Source organism: Methylobacter marinus A45 (assembly GCF_000383855.1).
Lineage (GTDB): Bacteria > Pseudomonadota > Gammaproteobacteria > Methylococcales > Methylomonadaceae > Methylobacter > Methylobacter marinus.
Genome location: NZ_KB912877.1, coordinates 4,136,255 through 4,153,702, shown reverse-complemented (window position 1 = coordinate 4,153,702; position 17,448 = coordinate 4,136,255). Strand labels below are relative to the sequence as shown.

At 55.6% G+C, this 17,448-nt stretch carries 15 protein-coding genes; 9 read left to right on the top strand and 6 right to left on the bottom strand.

Annotation, left to right across the window (positions count from 1 at the left end; all coding sequences use genetic code 11):
- Position 1: 1 nt before the first annotated feature.
- Positions 2-1,864 (top strand): 1-deoxy-D-xylulose-5-phosphate synthase, encoded by a 1,863-nt coding sequence (dxs, locus tag METMA_RS0119570; protein WP_020160809.1) that lies wholly within the window; start codon positions 2-4, stop codon positions 1,862-1,864.
- Positions 1,865-2,003: 139 nt separating this feature from the next.
- Here the strand turns inward: dxs and METMA_RS28065 are convergent, their stop codons facing one another.
- On the bottom strand, positions 2,004-2,129 hold the full coding sequence (locus METMA_RS28065) for a hypothetical protein (protein WP_269634207.1): 126 nt from the start codon (positions 2,127-2,129) through the stop codon (positions 2,004-2,006).
- Position 2,130: 1 nt separating this feature from the next.
- Positions 2,131-2,355, bottom strand: coding sequence for a hypothetical protein (locus METMA_RS25165; RefSeq protein ID WP_040590719.1), 225 nt, complete (start codon positions 2,353-2,355; stop codon positions 2,131-2,133).
- 130 nt (positions 2,356-2,485) lie between these two features.
- Here METMA_RS25165 and METMA_RS0119560 point away from each other — a divergent pair, with 130 nt between their 5' ends.
- The gene (locus METMA_RS0119560; protein WP_020160807.1) at positions 2,486-3,304 is read left to right on the top strand and encodes an FkbM family methyltransferase; all 819 of its coding nucleotides are present in this window, start codon (positions 2,486-2,488) and stop codon (positions 3,302-3,304) included.
- Between the two features lie 281 nt (positions 3,305-3,585).
- On the opposite strand, the gene METMA_RS0119555 is transcribed toward METMA_RS0119560, so the two are convergent.
- Complete coding sequence (locus METMA_RS0119555; RefSeq protein ID WP_027147474.1) at positions 3,586-5,124, bottom strand: FAD-dependent oxidoreductase; 1,539 nt, start codon at positions 5,122-5,124, stop codon at positions 3,586-3,588.
- Between the two features lie 186 nt (positions 5,125-5,310).
- Here METMA_RS0119555 and METMA_RS0119550 point away from each other — a divergent pair, with 186 nt between their 5' ends.
- Entirely contained in the window at positions 5,311-5,910 is a 600-nt protein-coding gene (locus METMA_RS0119550; protein ID WP_020160805.1) for a uracil-DNA glycosylase family protein, read from the top strand.
- A gap of 78 nt (positions 5,911-5,988) precedes the next feature.
- On the top strand, positions 5,989-6,531 hold the full coding sequence (locus tag METMA_RS0119545) for a DUF488 domain-containing protein (protein ID WP_020160804.1): 543 nt from the start codon (positions 5,989-5,991) through the stop codon (positions 6,529-6,531).
- Between the two features lie 549 nt (positions 6,532-7,080).
- Here METMA_RS0119545 and METMA_RS0119540 read toward each other — a convergent pair.
- A complete protein-coding gene (locus tag METMA_RS0119540; protein WP_156830569.1) occupies positions 7,081-9,747 on the bottom strand; it encodes an MGH1-like glycoside hydrolase domain-containing protein in 2,667 nt (888 codons plus the stop codon).
- Between the two features lie 276 nt (positions 9,748-10,023).
- Between METMA_RS0119540 and METMA_RS0119535 the strand changes: the two genes are divergently transcribed.
- A complete protein-coding gene (locus METMA_RS0119535; RefSeq protein WP_020160802.1) occupies positions 10,024-11,790 on the top strand; it encodes an NAD-dependent malic enzyme in 1,767 nt (588 codons plus the stop codon).
- Positions 11,791-11,810: 20 nt separating this feature from the next.
- Positions 11,811-12,413 (top strand): cupin domain-containing protein, encoded by a 603-nt coding sequence (locus METMA_RS27890; protein WP_020160801.1) that lies wholly within the window; start codon positions 11,811-11,813, stop codon positions 12,411-12,413.
- Positions 12,414-12,641: 228 nt separating this feature from the next.
- On the opposite strand, the gene METMA_RS0119525 is transcribed toward METMA_RS27890, so the two are convergent.
- Complete coding sequence (locus tag METMA_RS0119525; protein WP_152565013.1) at positions 12,642-13,385, bottom strand: cytochrome b/b6 domain-containing protein; 744 nt, start codon at positions 13,383-13,385, stop codon at positions 12,642-12,644.
- A gap of 449 nt (positions 13,386-13,834) precedes the next feature.
- On the opposite strand from METMA_RS0119525, the gene gloB reads away from it, so the two are divergent.
- Positions 13,835-14,599, top strand: a complete 765-nt coding sequence (gene gloB / locus METMA_RS0119520; protein ID WP_020160799.1) for a hydroxyacylglutathione hydrolase — start codon at positions 13,835-13,837, stop codon at positions 14,597-14,599.
- Between the two features lie 103 nt (positions 14,600-14,702).
- Here gloB and METMA_RS0119515 read toward each other — a convergent pair whose 3' ends face one another.
- On the bottom strand, positions 14,703-15,116 hold the full coding sequence (locus METMA_RS0119515) for a carboxypeptidase-like regulatory domain-containing protein (protein ID WP_020160798.1): 414 nt from the start codon (positions 15,114-15,116) through the stop codon (positions 14,703-14,705).
- 340 nt (positions 15,117-15,456) lie between these two features.
- On the opposite strand from METMA_RS0119515, the gene METMA_RS0119510 reads away from it, so the two are divergent.
- On the top strand, positions 15,457-15,999 hold the full coding sequence (locus tag METMA_RS0119510; protein ID WP_020160797.1) for a peroxiredoxin: 543 nt from the start codon (positions 15,457-15,459) through the stop codon (positions 15,997-15,999).
- A gap of 44 nt (positions 16,000-16,043) precedes the next feature.
- Positions 16,044-17,396: a glutathione-disulfide reductase gene (gene gorA, locus METMA_RS0119505; protein ID WP_020160796.1), complete on the top strand. Its 1,353-nt coding sequence runs from the start codon at positions 16,044-16,046 to the stop codon at positions 17,394-17,396.
- The last annotated feature ends 52 nt before the right edge of the window (positions 17,397-17,448 follow it).

Below are 17,448 nucleotides of genomic sequence, written 5' to 3'. Positions count from 1 at the left end.
CATGCATACATTAAATCAATATCCCCTGCTTAAAGACATCAATACGCCGGCCGACGTCCGCAAGCTTGCCAAAGACCAATTAAAGCCCTTGGCCAAGGAACTGCGCGAGTACCTGACCCACACGGTCAGCATTTCCGGCGGCCACTTCGCCGCCGGGCTCGGCACGGTCGAGCTGACCATCGCTCTGCATTATGTCTTCGATACACCGGCCGATCAGCTGATCTGGGATGTCGGCCATCAGGCCTATCCGCACAAAATCCTGACCGGCCGCAAGGAAGCCATGCCGACCATCCGCACCAAGGGCGGCGTGTCGGCCTTCCCGAGCCGCGCCGAGAGCGAGTACGACGCCTTCGGCGTCGGCCATTCCAGCACCTCGATCAGTGCCGCCTTAGGGATGGCCATCGCCTCCGAGCTGAAAGGCGAGGACAAGCAAATGGTGGCCATCATCGGCGACGGCAGCATCACCGGCGGCATGGCNTTCGAGGCCATGAACCATGCCGGTTCCCTGGACGCCAATCTGCTGGTGATCCTGAACGACAACGAAATGTCGATCTCGCCGCCGGTCGGGGCCATGAACAATTACCTGACCAAGATCCTGTCCAGCCGCCTGTATTCGTCCGTGCGCGAGGAAAGCAAGAAAGTGCTGAGCCGCATGCCCAGCGTCTGGGAACTGGCGCGCAAGACCGAGGAGCACATGAAGGGCATGATCGCGCCGGGCACGCTGTTCGAGGAACTGGGCTTCAATTACATCGGCCCGATCGACGGCCACGACCTGGACATGCTGGTCTCGACCCTGGAGAACCTCAAGCATATCTCGGGGCCGCGCTTTTTGCATATCGTCACCAAAAAAGGCAAGGGCTACGCGCCGGCCGAGAAGGACCCGCTGGCCTATCACGGCGTGCCGGCCTTCGACCCGAGCAAGGATTGCCTGCCCAAATCCACGCCGTCGCCCTACCCGACCTATACCGAGGTGTTCGGTCAGTGGCTGTGCGACATGGCCGGCCAGGACGAGCGCCTGCTGGGCATTACCCCGGCCATGCGCGAGGGCTCGGGGCTGGTCAAGTTTTCCCAATGCTATCCCAAGCGCTATTTCGACGTCGCGATTGCCGAGCANCATGCCGTGACCCTGGCGGCCGGCCAGGCCTGCCAGGGCGCCAAGCCGGTGGTGGCGATCTATTCGACCTTCCTGCAGCGCGCCTACGACCAGCTGATCCATGACGTGGCGCTGCAGAATCTCGACGTCCTGTTCGCGCTGGACCGCGCAGGGCTGGTCGGCCCGGACGGCCCGACCCATGCCGGCAGCTTCGACTACAGCTATCTGCGCTGCGTGCCGAACATGCTGGTCATGGCGCCGGCCGACGAGAACGAATGCCGGCAGATGCTGACCACGGGCTATCACCATGAGGGACCCGCGGCCGTGCGCTATCCGCGCGGCAAGGGGCCGGGCGCGGCGGTACAGCCCGGCCTGACCACCCTGCCGATCGGCAAGGCCGAAGTCCGGCACCGGGGCGGCCGCATCGCCATCCTGGCCTGGGGCAGCCTGGTGACGCCGGCGCTGGAAGCCGGCAAGCACCTCGGCGCCACGGTCGTCAACATGCGCTTTGTCAAGCCCTTCGATACCGACCTGGTGCTGGAACTGGCCAAAACCCATGACGTGTTCGTGACCGCCGAGGAGAACGTGCTGGCCGGCGGCGCCGGCAGCGCCGTCAATGAGTTCCTGCAGGCGCAAAAGGTGCTGATGCCGGTGCTCAATATCGGCCTGCCGGACCGCTTCGTCGAGCAGGGCACACGCGAGGAACTGCTGGCCCTGTGCGGCCTCGACAGCCAGGGCCTGATCGAACGGATTGAGCAGTTCTGCGCTTAGAATACTTCTCTGAATTTTGACGGGATCAGTTGTAGGGGCGAATTCATTCGCCTTGGGCGACTTACGTCGCCCCCCACTCCTGTTGCCCGTCAAAATTCAGGAAGTTATTTCTCGCCCTATTCTTAAAATAAATAATTCTTCAATTCTTCCTGTTCAATAAGACAATCTGCTGAACAGATGCCTCGCGCATCAAGTCATTGGGCTCGATTCTCATAGCCTTCAGAAAATAAGACACAACCGCCGCCCTCACCTTGTGCTCCAACATTCTATTCTCCATCGCATAAAGCAATAAGGATACATCCCTGCGGGATGAAACCAATGACTGGGAAGGGATCTGCATCCACTTCCCAATCCGCGCCCAAGAAAGCAACTTCTCTTCGCTTGTTGCGGGCACTCCTTTCGGCCTGAAGGCCGAGCTCTAAAACCAGCAAGGAATATTGATTAATTAATAAAGTATCTCCCGGCTTAACCGCCGGGAGCGATTGAAACATGACTGATGATGATTGTCGGGTTATCGATATAGTATTAAGACCTGCAAGGCATTAAATGCCGCTGAATTTTTTGCTAGACGCTTAAAATTCGCTTAATATTCACCACCAGATAACAATGAGAAATTGAAACATGAATAATGATTTTGGGCTGCATTTAAAACGAATGATGCTGGGCACGGCTGCCGGCCATCTGCTACTTGCTACGCGTAGCAAATTTAATTTACTATCAACCGCAATTCGACATCCGGAGCGCGTCGGAACCGTCGCCAACGATCAAATAGCCGGCGCATTACTGCCCATGCTGTGCCGTCCTGGCATGACCTTTATCGATGTCGGCGCCCATATCGGCTCCGTCGTCGCTGATGTTATTAGGCATGATAAATCAATAAATATCATCGCGTTCGAAGCGATTCCGGAGAAAGCCGCCGCATTGTGCCGAAAATTCCCCGGGGTAACTATTCATGAGTGCGCGGCCGGCGATCATGAGGGCGACGTTTCGTTTTTCATCAATCAGAAAAAATCCGGTTACAGTTCGCTTGGTCGACCATCCAATGCGGATGAATTGCAGAAAATCACCGTACCCATGCGCCGACTGGATGATTTAATCAGCGCGGACAACATCGACGCTATCAAAATCGATGTTGAAGGGGCCGAGCTTGGCGTTCTGATCGGAGCAAAGCGTATCATCGAGCAAAACCAGCCCGTTATCATGTTTGAGTCTGGGCCGGGTGATAACGGACTCGGCTATACAAAAGAGGCGATGTGGGATTTTTTTGATGGAATCGGATACTCAATCCATATGCCGTCACGAGTTGCGCATGATGATATCGGGCTCAGCAAAAGTGGCTTTATTGATGGCCATGTTTACCCCAGGCGTTGCACGAATTATTTTGCCATTCCTGTTGAACGCCGTGATGAAATTCGCGACTGTGCTAGAAAACTAAAATAACTCAACTGAATGACCGACTCGGCAATGCCACGCCGGTCTTATTAACTGCGCTTATCAATAGCTCCTATATCCGGATTTACAGCCCGGCTGCGTCTCGTGCCGAAAAAATCAACGTATGTTCCATCAACCGCTACCCCGCTCTCTATTCCATAACTGTTCGGTAATAATTTAAAACTATCCGGCCCGGCTGGGTATCTCCCGGCTTAACCGCCGGGAACAGATTGAAACTTCTGTGACCGGTAGCTTTTTTTAAGATTCGTATAGCCCCACCCAACTGTCAATCACTCTATGATGGCGATTTCCCGCTCGAACTCGACTTCCGCGCGAAGTCCCTCGACATCCCGATTAACCACGGCGACCGCCAGCTTCTTGCCTCCGCGCCGGTAAACAATCGTGCAATCCTGCTTGTCCAGCTGACCGTCGATTTCAACCTGATCCCAGCGCTCGGCATGGCCTACATAAGCGATACCCAAATTGTATTGCCGGGTCCAAAAGAATGGGATGGCGTCGAAGCGCTCCCGCCAGCCCAGCATGTTGCGCGCGGCGGTCTGCCCCTGGCGCTGGGCGACAACCCAATGCTCGACGCGGATGCCTTCGCCGGTGAGCCGATCCGGCCAGCGCGCGATGTCGCCGGCGGCGAAAATACCCGGGACGCTTGATTCCAGATATTCGTTGACCTTGACGCCACGGTCCAGGGCAAGCCCGGCCTGTTCCGCCAAGGCGATCGCCGGCTTTACCCCGACGCCGACAACAACGAGGTCGGCCTCAAGTGTTTCTCCGTTCTCCAGGACGACAGTGCCTTCGTCCATCGATACGGCTTTGGTGCCCAGATGAAACGTAACGCCCCGCTGTTCGTGCAGTTTGCGAATATAACTTCCGACCCGCACCCCCAGTATCTTTTCCATGGGACAGGCTTCCGGTCCGACTACATGCACGTCGAGCTTACGCTTGCGCAGCGATGCCGCCACTTCAAGTCCGATGAAGCTGGCGCCGATCACTACCGCCCGTTGCGATGCGAGCGCCTGGTCGATAATCGCGCGGCTGTCGGCCAGCGTGCGCAGATAATGCACATGCGCAAGACCGGCGCCGGGCACGTCGAGCCGCACCGGCTCGGCGCCGGTGGCCAGCAGAAGCCTGTCATAGGCGTGCCGATTGCCATTGGCGAGTTGCACCTGCCGATTGACCGTGTCGATCGCGGCAACATGCGCCCCCAGTTTCAAATCAATGCCCTGCTCCCGGTAAAACTCAAGCGAACGCAGAGGCGTCGATTCCTCGCTTGCAACGCCGGCAAGATAGCTTTTGGAAAGCTTTGGGCGATCGCAGGGGACCGACTCATCGGCGCTCAGCAACGTAATCCCGCCATCGTAGCCCTCCCGTCGCAGTGTTTCCGCCGCCGCGCTGCCCGCCGCACCGCCGCCGACGATAACGATGGCGCGCGGCACATCGGTCAAAATGGCGGGCAGCTGCTTCCTGGCCGGCTCCAGCTTTTCCCGTACATAGACAGTGCCGCCCTGCTGCTCCACGCGCCAGCAGGAGACCGGATCCAGCGCCGGGGCACGCAGGGCCTCGCCCGTACGCAGACTGAAACAGGCATGGTGCCATGGGCAGCGAACCGTATCCCCCACGAGCAGCCCTTCGCTCAGCGGAGCATCGTAATGCGTGCAACGATTGCCGATCGCAAACAACTCGTCGCCCCGCCGCGTCAAAAGCACCGGTTCGCCATGCACATGACCAAGAACAGGCTCGTTGTCGGAGATGTTGGAGAATGCCACGCCTTCGGTGAAGTCGGGTCCGCTCGGTTTTGCTGTGGATTCGCTCATTTGATTGCCTTGCGCTTGCAATTTCAGATACATTGCATTCAATCGCTTTCCACGTCTGTACGGTAACTCACATAACGCTCGACCGAAAACTTGCCAATTTATAACCCGATCAGTGCGTCAACCTTATTGAACCACGCGTTCCCTGCCCTACACTAAGTCTTGTTTACATAAAAACGGACAACTCTCATGACCGAAATCCGATATCCGTCTCTCGAGGCACTGCTGGCGGCCGTGCGCAATTGCCGGGCATGTGAGCGGCATCTGCCGCTAGGTCCGCGTCCCGTGCTGCGCGCCGAGGCAACTGCCCGCATTCTCATCGTCGGACAAGCGCCCGGCGCGCGCGTGCATGAAACGGGCATTCCCTGGGACGACCCGAGCGGCGAGCGCCTGCGCACCTGGATGGGGATAGACAAGGCGGCTTTTTACGATGCCTCGCGCATCGCGATCATTCCCATGGGTTATTGTTATCCCGGACGCGGGAAAAGCGGCGATCTGCCGCCGCGCCGCGAATGCGCCGACCTTTGGCTGAACCGATTGCTGGCCGAACTGCCCCGGATTGAACTGGTGCTGCTGGTCGGCCAATATGCCCAGCGCCGTTTTTTGGCTGCTCGCCGCCGGCCTTCACTGACGGAAACGACCCGAAATTGGCAAGCGTATGCACCGCGCTACCTGCCCTTGCCGCATCCTTCGCCGCGCAATACTCCTTGGCTCAAGCGCAACCCCTGGTTTGAAGAAAGGCTTCTGCCCGAGCTGCGCGCGCGGATCAGGGCGCTTCAGGCCGGCTGACAGAACCCTGTCCCGCAGACGCCGCCAATATGTTGAAACATATCCATGCCGAAACAGGCGGCGCGTAACCGGAGATCGATGTTGAAGCAGGAATTCCAGCCCATCGTTTTGACTGTCGGACATTCCACGCGCTCATTGGAAGCATTCATCGATCTGCTCAAGGCGCACTCGGTCGACCGCCTCATCGATGTGCGTACCGTGCCGCGCTCGCGCCATAATCCGCAATTTAACCGCGACACGTTTTGTGTGGCGCTTGAGTCCGCCGGCATCCGCTATACGCACGCTATCGGTTTGGGCGGCTTCCGGCGCACGAGCCCGGATTCGCCAAATCTCGGATGGCGAAACGAGGCGTTTCGCGGTTACGCGGATTACATGCAGACCCCGGAATTCGCGGCAAGCCTGGCGGACCTTATCGATCGGGTAAAGCGGGAGCGCATCGTATTGATGTGCGCCGAGGCCGTGCCATGGCGCTGCCATCGCTCGCTGATCGCCGACGCTTTGCTGATACGCGGGATTCGCGTGGAGGAAATCGTCAGCGAGACACGCCGGCAAAAGCACACGCTGACGCCTTTCGCCAAGGTGGACGGCACGGCAATCACATATCCGCCTTATGAAACTTAGGAAAATGGTAGGCAGTGCGTGTTCTCACTGCTATTAAACCGTTCAGGTTCGACCAGCTCACCATGAAAAGCTTAACTTGGTGGCGGATAGGATGGGCTGACGAAGGAAGCCCATCATTCGCGATTGATGAGCTTCGCATTATCCTATCGTGCTTATCCGCCTTAGATGCATAGAAAAGGTACGAGACTGTGAATGAATTAGTGAAAAACGTCATAAAAAGCCTTATTCACCACGAAGATCACGAACGACTGCAGGGATGCAGGAGGTAGAGCACCAAAAGTAGGCGCTTTAGGCGCAGCTTCCGCTCCTGCTCACGCTAAGTACCTACATCCCTGTAGGCAACGCAGGAGCAGTTGCCGAGGACACGAAGAAATAATTAACTTAATCAAAAACTTAAAACTTCGTGCTCTCGATTGCTGTTCCAGACGCAATTCTACCGCCTCCATAATCCCCATGGATGGGGTGAATGCAGAGAAATGACGGGATCATTTCCTGTCCTTGGAGGCGTTCGTGTCCTTCGTGGTTAAATCTTTTAAATTGAATACTGGCTTACGGACGCGGCTGCAGCAATTTCGCCACCAGGCCGGTCCAGCCGGTCTGGTGGGAGGCGCCCAGGCCATGACCTTCATCGCCGTGGAAGTATTCGTGAAATAGCAGGTAATCTTTAAAGTGCGGATCATTTTGCAGCCTTTCGTCACCGCCATAGGCGGGTCTGCGCCCATTGGCGTCCTTGCGGAAAATCCGGATCAGCCGCCGGGACAGCTCATCGGCGACTTCATTGATGGACAGCAATCTGCCCGATCCGGTCGGACACTCTATTTTGAAGCCCTCGCCGTAGAAGCTGGCAAAGCGCCGGAGCGAGGTGATCAACAGGTAATTGACCGGAAACCAGACAGGCCCCCGCCAGTTGGAGTTGCCGCCGAACATGCCCGATTCGGCTTCGCCCGGCTGGTAATGCACGCTCATCGGGGTACTGGCGCAACTGACCACATAGGGCTGGTCACGATGCGCACGCGACAGGGAACGCACGCCGAAGTCGGATAAAAACTCGGTCTCGTCCAGCATGCGTTGCAACAGTTTTCTCATGCGATGACCGCGAAGCAGGGATAGCAAGTGACGATTGCCGCGTCCCGGCTCATTCCAATCGGATACTAATGAAGCCAGATCGGGACGGTAATCAAGAAACCATTTCATGCGGCGTTTGAAATCCGGTAATTTATCCAGCAGTTCGGAACCGATGACCTCTACCGCGTAAAACGGAATCAGCCCGATCATGGAACGCACTTTGAGCGGGATTTTTGTCCCGTCGGGCGAACGCAGCACGTCATAGAAAAAATGGTCATCCTCATCCCAAAGACCGATATGCTGATCGCTGATGTCGCTCATCGCTTTGGCGATGTAGAGAAAATGTTCGAAAAACTTGGTGGCGATATCCTCATAAACACGATCATGCAGCGCCAACTCCAGGGCTATGCGCATCAGATTCAGACAATACATCGCCATCCAGCTGGTGCCGTCGGCCTGGTCGATATGGCCGCCGCCCGGCAATGGCGTGCTGCGATCGAACACACCGATATTGTCCAGGCCGAGAAAGCCGCCCTGGAAAACGTTATTGTCGTCGGCATCCTTGCGATTGACCCACCAGGTGAAGTTGATGATCAATTTGTGCATGATCCGCTCCAGGAAGTCGAGATCACCGATGCCGCCGTTGCTTTGGCGTTCGGACTGGTACACTTCCCACGCGGCCCAGGCATGCACCGGCGGGTTGACGTCGCCCAGCTTCCATTCATAAGCGGGCATCTGGCCGTTCGGGTGCATGTACCATTCCCGCGTCATCAGCAGCAGCTGGTTTTTGGCGAAGACCGGATCGATTATCGCCAGGGTCACGCAATGAAACGCCAGGTCCCAGGCCGCATACCACGGATATTCCCAGGTATCGGGCATGGAAACGATGTCGGCATTGTTCAGATGCTGCCAGTCGCTGTTGCGCCCGTTGAGACGCTCTCTCGGCGGCGGAATAGTGCCCGGATCGCCATTCAGCCACTGCGGGATGTCGTAGTAATAGAACTGTTTGCTCCAGATCATGCCGGCCAAGGCCTGGCGTTGGATTAGCCGGGCCTCGGCATCGGTCATGCCCGCTTGCAGCTCGGCATAAAAATCGTCCGCCTCGTCGCGGCGCAGGGTGAACAGCTCGTTGAAGTCATGAAAAGGCCGCGCGTTCCGGGTCTTGCTCAGACGCAGACGTACCTCAACCTTGCCGTGAGCCGGAACCGACAAGCGATAATGCCCCGCCGCCTTGGTCCCATATTGCTCGGGATTGACGGCCTGGCGGTTGCCGTTGATGAGCCAGTCATGAAGAGCATCCTTGAAATAGCCGTCAGCGGGCTGATTATACAAGTGCCGGAGATTGGTTTCGTTGTCGCAGAACAGCAATTCGGGATCGCCGTCGAAATAGCAATGGTAATCGCCCAGATCGGCCTGGTGAATCTGAATGCCGCCGGTTTCGGCGGCGGCTAATGCCGGGCGGATAACATCATAGCCCCAGCTCCAGGTATTGCGGAACCAGAGCTGCGGCAGCACATGCAGCGTCGCCAAATCGCCGCCGCGGTTGTGCGCCGTGATCAGCATGAGGATATCGTCGACGCCGGCCTTGGCGTATTCGATGAACACGTCGAAGTAGCGATTGTCATCGAACACGCCGGTGTCCAGCAGTTCGAATTCCGGCCTGTCCCGACCGCGCTTGCGATTTTCCTCAACCAGCGCCGCATAGGGAAAGGCCTGTTGCGGATACTTGTACAGCATTTTCAGGTATGCATGGCTGGGCGTGGCATCGAGATAGTAATAAAGCTCCTTGACGTCCTCGCCGTGATTGCCTTCTTCATTGGTCAGGCCGAACAGGCGTTCCTTGAGGATAGCGTCCTGTCCGTTCCATAGGGCCAAACCAAGGCACAGCCACTGTTTTTCATCGCAAAGCCCCGCGATGCCGTCCTCGCCCCAGCGGTAGGCCCGGCTGCGAGCCTGGTCGTGGCTGAAATAGTCCCAGGCGTCCCCGTTTTTACTGTAGTCCTCGCGTACCGTGCCCCACTGGCGCTCGCTTAAGTAAGGCCCCCATAACCGCCATGCCGCCTCGCCGCTGTTCTGATCCAGCATGCGCCTTCGTTCCGCGCTGACGGGGCGGCCTGTTTCTGTCTCCGATTGGAAGGTGTCTTTTGTCATGTTGGCCTCCGTGATGATTTAAAGTTGATCCGGCACATTCATCGGACCGCTAGACAGTTCTGCGCGGTACTTCCGGGGCCGAATTGATTCGTCCCGCAACGGGACAGCATCAGTATGTTGGTTTTCATGTTATCTTCGGGCGTGAGGGCTAATTTTTTACCGGATTAGATAAAAACCCGATACGCTGTATCTAACCGTCAATTCTGTTTTATTCCAGGAGCGGTATCAGTTGAATCTGAATATTGCAATTCATAAGCTCAAATAGAAGGAATAACCATGTCGCAACTCAGTGATTACTTCGATTACAAAATGGATGAAAACGGCAACCCTTATATGGAGGTTTCCGTCCGGGGCATTGTCTTGTTGCGGCTGTCCGCAACCAACAAGGGTACCGCTTTTACCGAACAAGAACGTATCGCCCTCGGTCTTGAAGGTCTGTTGCCGCCGCAAGTAACCAACCTGGAACTTCAGGTGGACCGGCTGTATACCAATTACCGCAGGCAGCCCGACGACATTTCAAAATATCAGTTTCTTCGCGCCGTGCAGGAACGGTCCGAAGTGCTTTTTTACGCACTGCTCGAGCGCCACCTGGAAGAAATGACGCCGATTGTCTATACCCCGACGATCGGCCTGGCGGTTCAGAAATTCAGCAAGCTCTATTCAACGGCGCGCGGCCTGACCTTGTCCGCCAACAATATCGACCGCGTGGAAACCATCCTGGACGATTACCCTTTGCATGATATCCGCATGATTGTCGTTACCGACGCTTCCGCCATCCTCGGCATTGGCGACCAGGGCATGGGCGGACTGATCATCTGCATAGGAAAGCTGTCGTTGTACACCGTCGGCGGCGGGCTTAACCCTTGCCACACCCTGCCGGTGAATCTGGATGTAGGCACGGACCGGACGGAATTGCTCGAAGATCCGCGTTATCTGGGCATTCACGAAAAACGCCTGCGAGGTCAGGCTTACTTTGAGCTGGTGGATAAATTCGTCGGCGCCGTGAGGAAGAAATGGCCGAAAGCCATTATTCAATGGGAAGACTTCGCCAAAAATGTCGCGTTTGACGTGCTGGAGAAATATCGGGATCAGGTCCCCTGCTTCAACGACGACATCCAGGGCACCGGGGCCGTGGCGCTTGCGGGACTGTTGTCGGCCTGCTGTAAAAAAGGCGAGTCGCTTGCCGACCAGAGGGTGGTCGTGGTCGGGGCCGGCGCGGGCGGCGTCGGCGTCGCCCGCGCGATTCAGGAAGGCATGGTGCGCGACGGCCTGAGCCGCGAGCAGGCGCGCCGGCAGATGTTCGTCATGGACGGGCGCGGACTGGTGGTCGAGGAAATCACGACCGATGCCTATAAACTGCCGGTCGCGCAATTCAAGGACATGTATGAAAACTGGGTGATCCGTGGCGAAATCCCCGATCTCATGGAAGTCGTCAGCCACGCTCAGCCCACGGTACTGATCGGGCTTTCGGGCATCGCCGGGCTGTTTAACGAGCCCATCATCAAAGCCATGGCCAAAAGCACCCGGCAGCCGGTGATCTTTCCGCTGTCGAACCCGACCGCCAACTGCGAAGCGATTCCCGAAGACATCCTTGCCTGGACCCAAGGCCAGGCGATCGTCGCGACAGGCAGCCCGTTCGGCGACGTCGACTATAACGGTCACCGTTATCCTGTCGGCCAGGGCAATAACGCGTTTATCTTTCCCGGCCTGGGTTTTGCCGCGGTATTGGGGGAATGCTACCGCATCAGCGACGCCATGGTGCTGGAATCCGCCTATGCGCTGGCCGATTACACGGCGGAGCACTACCTTGCCGCCGGCCAGATTTATCCCCCCATTGCCGATCTGCGGAAAGTCAGCATCGTTGTCGCCACGCGTGTCCTTGCCAAAGCGCTGGAAGATGGCTCATCCAGTCGCCAGGAACTTAAAGGAACCGATCTTGAAGCCTATGTGCGCGCCAGATTCTGGAAAGCCGAACACCTGCCTTTCAAATACTCGCCTCCGAGCACACCGTCACGTGGCTGCCAGGAGGCGTCCTCACGTTGACCCCATTCTGTCAGGTTACCGTGAAACTGCAGGATGCCCGTGGCATCATCCTATTTATCATGCGCTTTCAGGGCGATGAAACCTTCATGGCGCTGTTACGGCATCGCCCTGCTGTTCCTGCTCGGCAGCGGGGTGCGGCGCGGCTGGCGCATCATCAAGCCGCGCGGCCGTTAGGCATCCTTGTGCAGGTCAAGCTCGATTCAATCGATCGCTCATGGGATCAAATAGAACAAATTTTTCCGCGCCCTGTCCAATTTTATATTTTCAAGACGAAGGTAACGGCTATGGCAACACATCACGCGGTTCCGGGGGAAATTGTCGACCTTGCCAGTTGGGCCAATGATCTGCCCAACGAAAAGACCAAGGTCATCATAAAAACAGATGAAATGGAACTGGCGCGCCTTGTCGTGCCCCAAAACAAGGAATTTCCCAATCACCACGTTCCAGGGGCCATCGTCGTTCATTGCGTGCAGGGAAAAATCGAGTTGACCGCCATGGGCAAGACGCAAGAATTACAAGAGGGCCAGTTGCTCTATCTCATGCCGGGAGAGCCGCATTCGCTCAAAGGCATTGAGGATGCGGTCATCGTCCTGACCGTCTTTCTTAAAAGAGTGGTTCACTAAGTAATGGGCATGGAATAAATTAGGGAATGTAGGTGCGAATGCACTTGTGCCCTTCAGGGTATTCGCACTGTGGGGATACCCTATAGGGCACAAGTACCCATAGGGTATAAATAAATCCGCACCTACAACGGAAATTCATCCGCGCACTTGTGGAAGTTATTTTATGCGCGTTCCTAAGCCTCATCCCTCCGGAACACAAGGGCATGAGGCGCACGAAAGGCCGGAACTTCAATCCCGGCTGCCGGACTCATCATCCATGGGATGACCATTGATAACCTTGCGTCCGGAGAACATCGCGGAAATAATGCCGCCCCCTTCCCTCAGCTCAGTGATGATTACCGCCGCCACGTGCAGAACAATGACCGCGATCAGCGTATAAAAACTGTAAAGATGCACCACTGCCACAGGTTTGCGGTAAGCGCGCATGGCTTCATAGGCGGCCGCATCGTACATTTCCGGCGCATAGGGCGCCAGTGTTTCCGGAGCGGTGCCGGGGGCCGCCACCCATTGCGCGACCCATTGGCCAAAGGGCGGATAAAACAGATCAGTGCCGGCCAGCACTAGGCCGGTGATCGCTTGCGCGGTCATGAGCAGCAGCATTAACGCTACCGACATCCGGCCTAGCGGATTGTGACCCACGTATTGTTCGGGCTGAGCGGAGAAGAAAGCCGCGGCATAGCGGCGCAACGCCCGGAAATAGCCCCTACCGCCCGGAAGGATCGCGGACCACCGGGCATAACGGTTGCCGAGAAAAGCCCACAGGAAGCGCCAAAGCAGGTTGAATACGAAAACGTAGCCGATCCAGACGTGAACCGTCTTAAGGGTTATTTTGCCGGCCTTGTCGACTCCCAGATCGCCGGCATTGAGAATCACAACCCCGACAACCGCCAACGCCGTGACACAAAGCACATTAATCCAGTGAAACCAACGGGTGCCTGCGTCCCACACCATATAATATTTCAACTCAGACATAACCATTTCCTATCCTGCACCCGGGAAATACATTAACCACGGGCTGTTCGCAAATGAATGCCTGATTTACATTCATGACCTTATCCCACATCGATTCATATCCTCCAAACAATTAAATAACCAATACCGCATAGTTTATCTATCAATCATCGTTTATTGCCAATTAAAACCCTGCAAATCAAATTTTATGCCGCTGAAATTTAATATTGGCTGTTGCCGGGGAACGTGCAGTCGACAATAGAGACTGTGAAAGAATTAATGAAAACCTTATTCACCACGAAGATCACGGAGAATATTCATACGAATAAATTTGTAGAGTACTCATAAAGTGCGAATAAATTCGCACCTACAAATTTCCGATAGCGAAACGGCATGAAAAGGCGCTTGTAAAATCGCCACTACAGCCTTATTTTGATCTATTCGAAAAAAACAGACTGGAGCATAAGCCAATGCTGGAGATCATTCAACTCCCCGCCCTAAACGATAATTATATTTACCTTGTCCACGACCCCGAATCGGGTGACACGGCGGCCGTGGACCCGGCCCTTGCCCGGCCGGTTCTGGATGTTCTGGAGGAAAAAGGCTGGCGCCTGAAATACATTCTCAATACCCATCATCATGGCGATCATGTCGGGGCCAACCTGGAATTGAAGAAAAAAACCGGCTGTACGATTATTGCCGGGCTTTCAGATCAGAATCGTATTCCCGGCATGGACATCGGTGTCAATGAAGGCGACCGGATTTCGCTCGGCCGCCACGCCGCCGAGGTGCTTTTTACGCCCGGCCATACCCGGGGGCATATCGTCTATTACTTCGCTGATAATAGCGCGCTGTTTTGCGGCGATACCTTATTCGTGATGGGATGCGGGCGCCTGTTTGAAGGCACGGCCGAGCAAATGTGGCATTCATTGCAGAAATTGAAAGCCTTGCCCGCGGCTACACGCATCTATTGCGCGCATGAGTACACGCAAGCCAATGCCCGCTTCGCGTTAAGCGTCGAACCTGATAACCGGCAGTTAGCGCAACGCATGGACGAAGTGAATCGATTGCGTGCCCAACATCTGCCGACCGTGCCGTCGACAATAGAGCAGGAGCTGGCGACCAATCCGTTTTTCAGGGAAAACAGCCCGGCATTGCAAAAGACCATCAACATGCATGGGGCAGCGCCGGTACAGGTGTTTGCAAAAATCCGGAGCCTGAAGGACCACTTTTAAAACGCAAAAATCGCGTATTCATGGCGGCTCTCAGGCTCAGCTGAATAGAGCATGGGGCCGATATATCCTATAGTCTCAGGCCGGTCGCCCTGAGACTCATCCCCTACTCCTCGGACCAGTAGAACGCCAATGAGGCTCTCTTTCCGCCGCTTATCCTGGCATTCTGGCGCACGACATGGCCGTCTTTTTCGGCCAGCACTGCATAACGACCGGGCTTGAGTCTGGCGAATAGAAACGGTCCGTCGGCAACGGTTTCTACAAGCGTGTTGCCTTGTGCATCGGCAATGCGCACATTGACATCGGCGACAAATTTGCCTGTTCCTTTAACGGCGAACAACAGGTCCAGATTGTAATCGCTTTTCATGGCCTCCATGGCATTACGCTCGGTTTCGCCAACGCCGCCGCTGACGAAAGTCACATCGTTTTGCGTCTGGGGTTCGGGCATGAACTCTTGTGCAAACGCCTGCACACTGATCAGATAACAGGAAAGCCCCAGGATATAAAGTAATCGTTTCATGAATAAATCTCCTTAATCACCGGAAGATGCAGGACGCAAAGGCGTTTTTAACGCTAAGGATTTGGCTAAAAACGACTTCCTGAAATTATCGTGAATGATGCGCCGCCTGTCGTCGGCGCATCCCATGTTTAAACAGGGAACTTATTTACGGCCAAATCCTAAGCATTAAAATTAACACCTATAGCGGATTTTCCCACGCTGGTCTGCTCGGTATCGTACAGACTTGACTGGCCGCTAGTGTATTTATAGTCACTAATAAAAGCACATCTGTGTTTACCGATAGACCCATCGCTTATGAATGACGAGTGAATAAATTCGATTCGAAAATCGGAGGCAAGTCATGGCTTTAACCGTACCCAATGTAATTTTCAAAACCCGCGTCCGCGATGAAAGTATCGGCGGCGACAACCCCTTCCGCTGGCAGGACGTCAGCACGGATGACATTTTCGCGGGTAAAAAAATCGTACTGTTCGCATTGCCGGGCGCGTTTACACCGACCTGCTCCAGCACGCATCTTCCCGGCTACGACGCCAAATACCAGGAACTGATCGATCAGGGCGTGAATGAAGTGTACTGTTTAAGCGTCAATGACGCCTTCACCATGTATCAGTGGAGCCGGCATCTGGGCATCAGGCATGTAAAAATGCTGCCTGACGGTAATGCGGATTTTACCCGGAGCATGGGCATGCTGGTCAAAAAAGAAAACCTGGGCTTCGGCTGCCGCTCCTGGCGTTATTCGATGCTGGTCGATGACAAAAAAATCGTCAAACTGTTCAGCGAACCGGGTCAAACCGATAACTGTCCGGATGACCCGTTCGGCATCAGCGGCGCCGATACCATGCTTGACTATTTGAAACAACGGCAACAGCGGCCCCGGGCCTGAATCAACGTCGGGTCTATCGCTTCTTCAGACTCAAGAGAAGGCAAATGAATCATTATGATATTGATCTGTTCGTAATTGGAGGGGGCTCGGGGGGCGTTCGCGCCGCACGCACGGCCGCCGGTCTCGGCGTACGTGTGGCCCTTGCCGAAAACCGTCATCTCGGAGGAACCTGCGTTAACCTCGGTTGTGTACCCAAAAAGCTGTTTGTTTACGCATCGCATTTTCGGGAAGACTTTCTGGCTGCAAAAGGATTCGGCTGGTTTATCAACCAGCCGCAATTCGATTGGCCTCGCCTGTTGGCGCAAAAAAACCATGAGATAGAACGGTTACGAGGCATTTACCAAGATTTGCTCAATGATTCCGGCGTCATGTTGCTGGAAGATCGGGCGCATTTGCTCGATGCCCATACCGTGCGCGCGGGCGAGCGGCAGTTCCGTTGCGAGCGCATCCTGATCGCCACCGGCGGCTGTCCGTTCATACCCGACATTCCCGGCAAGGAGCATGCCGTGACTTCGGACGAAATGTTCGCACTCGATCGACTTCCGAAGCGGATTCTGATTGTCGGCGGCGGCTATATCGCCGCTGAATTTGCCGGCATCATGCACGGTTTGGGCGTTGAAACGACTATTTGTCACCGCGGTGATAAATTATTGAAGGGATTCGATGAGGATGTCAGAACATTCGCTGCGCGGGAAATGTGCAAAAAAGGTATCGCCATCCGTTTCAATACCCAGATTGACGCAATCGAGAAAACCGGAAATGGCTTTGCCGCACATACTGATCAGGGACATCGGCTCGAATCCGGCCTGATTTTGTATGCAACCGGGAGGACACCGAATATTTCCGGTTTTGGACTGGAAGCCGTTGGCGTGGAACAGGATGACGCGGGCGCGATAAAAGTCGATGAGCATTACCAGACCAATATCCCTTCGATTTATGCGTTGGGCGACGTGACTCATCGCTTTAACCTGACTCCGGTAGCCACGGCTGAAGCGATGGCCCTGGTATACGGACTGTATACCGACAAACCCGCGCCGGTGGATTATGACAACATTCCAACCGCCGTCTTCAGTCAGCCGCCTGTCGGCATGGTGGGATTAACTGAAGCCGAGGCGAAAAACCGTTATCCGGATATCGATATTTACCAATCCGTATTCACGCCGATGAAACACACGCTGTCCGGTCTTGATGAGAAAACACTGATGAAAATGATCGTCAGGCGCAGTACCGACAGGGTACTTGGCGTCCATATGGTCGGGACCGATGCCGGAGAAATCATCCAGGGCATGGCCGTGGCGATTCGGGCCGGAGCGACAAAAGCAGTTTTTGACTCGACTATCGGCATTCACCCCACCGCCGCGGAAGAGTTTGTCACGATGCGGAAAGCGGAGCTGTAATGTACGCGGCCCGGCTTTTAGACTGTAGGATACGCAGTGCGTACCTTTTCAA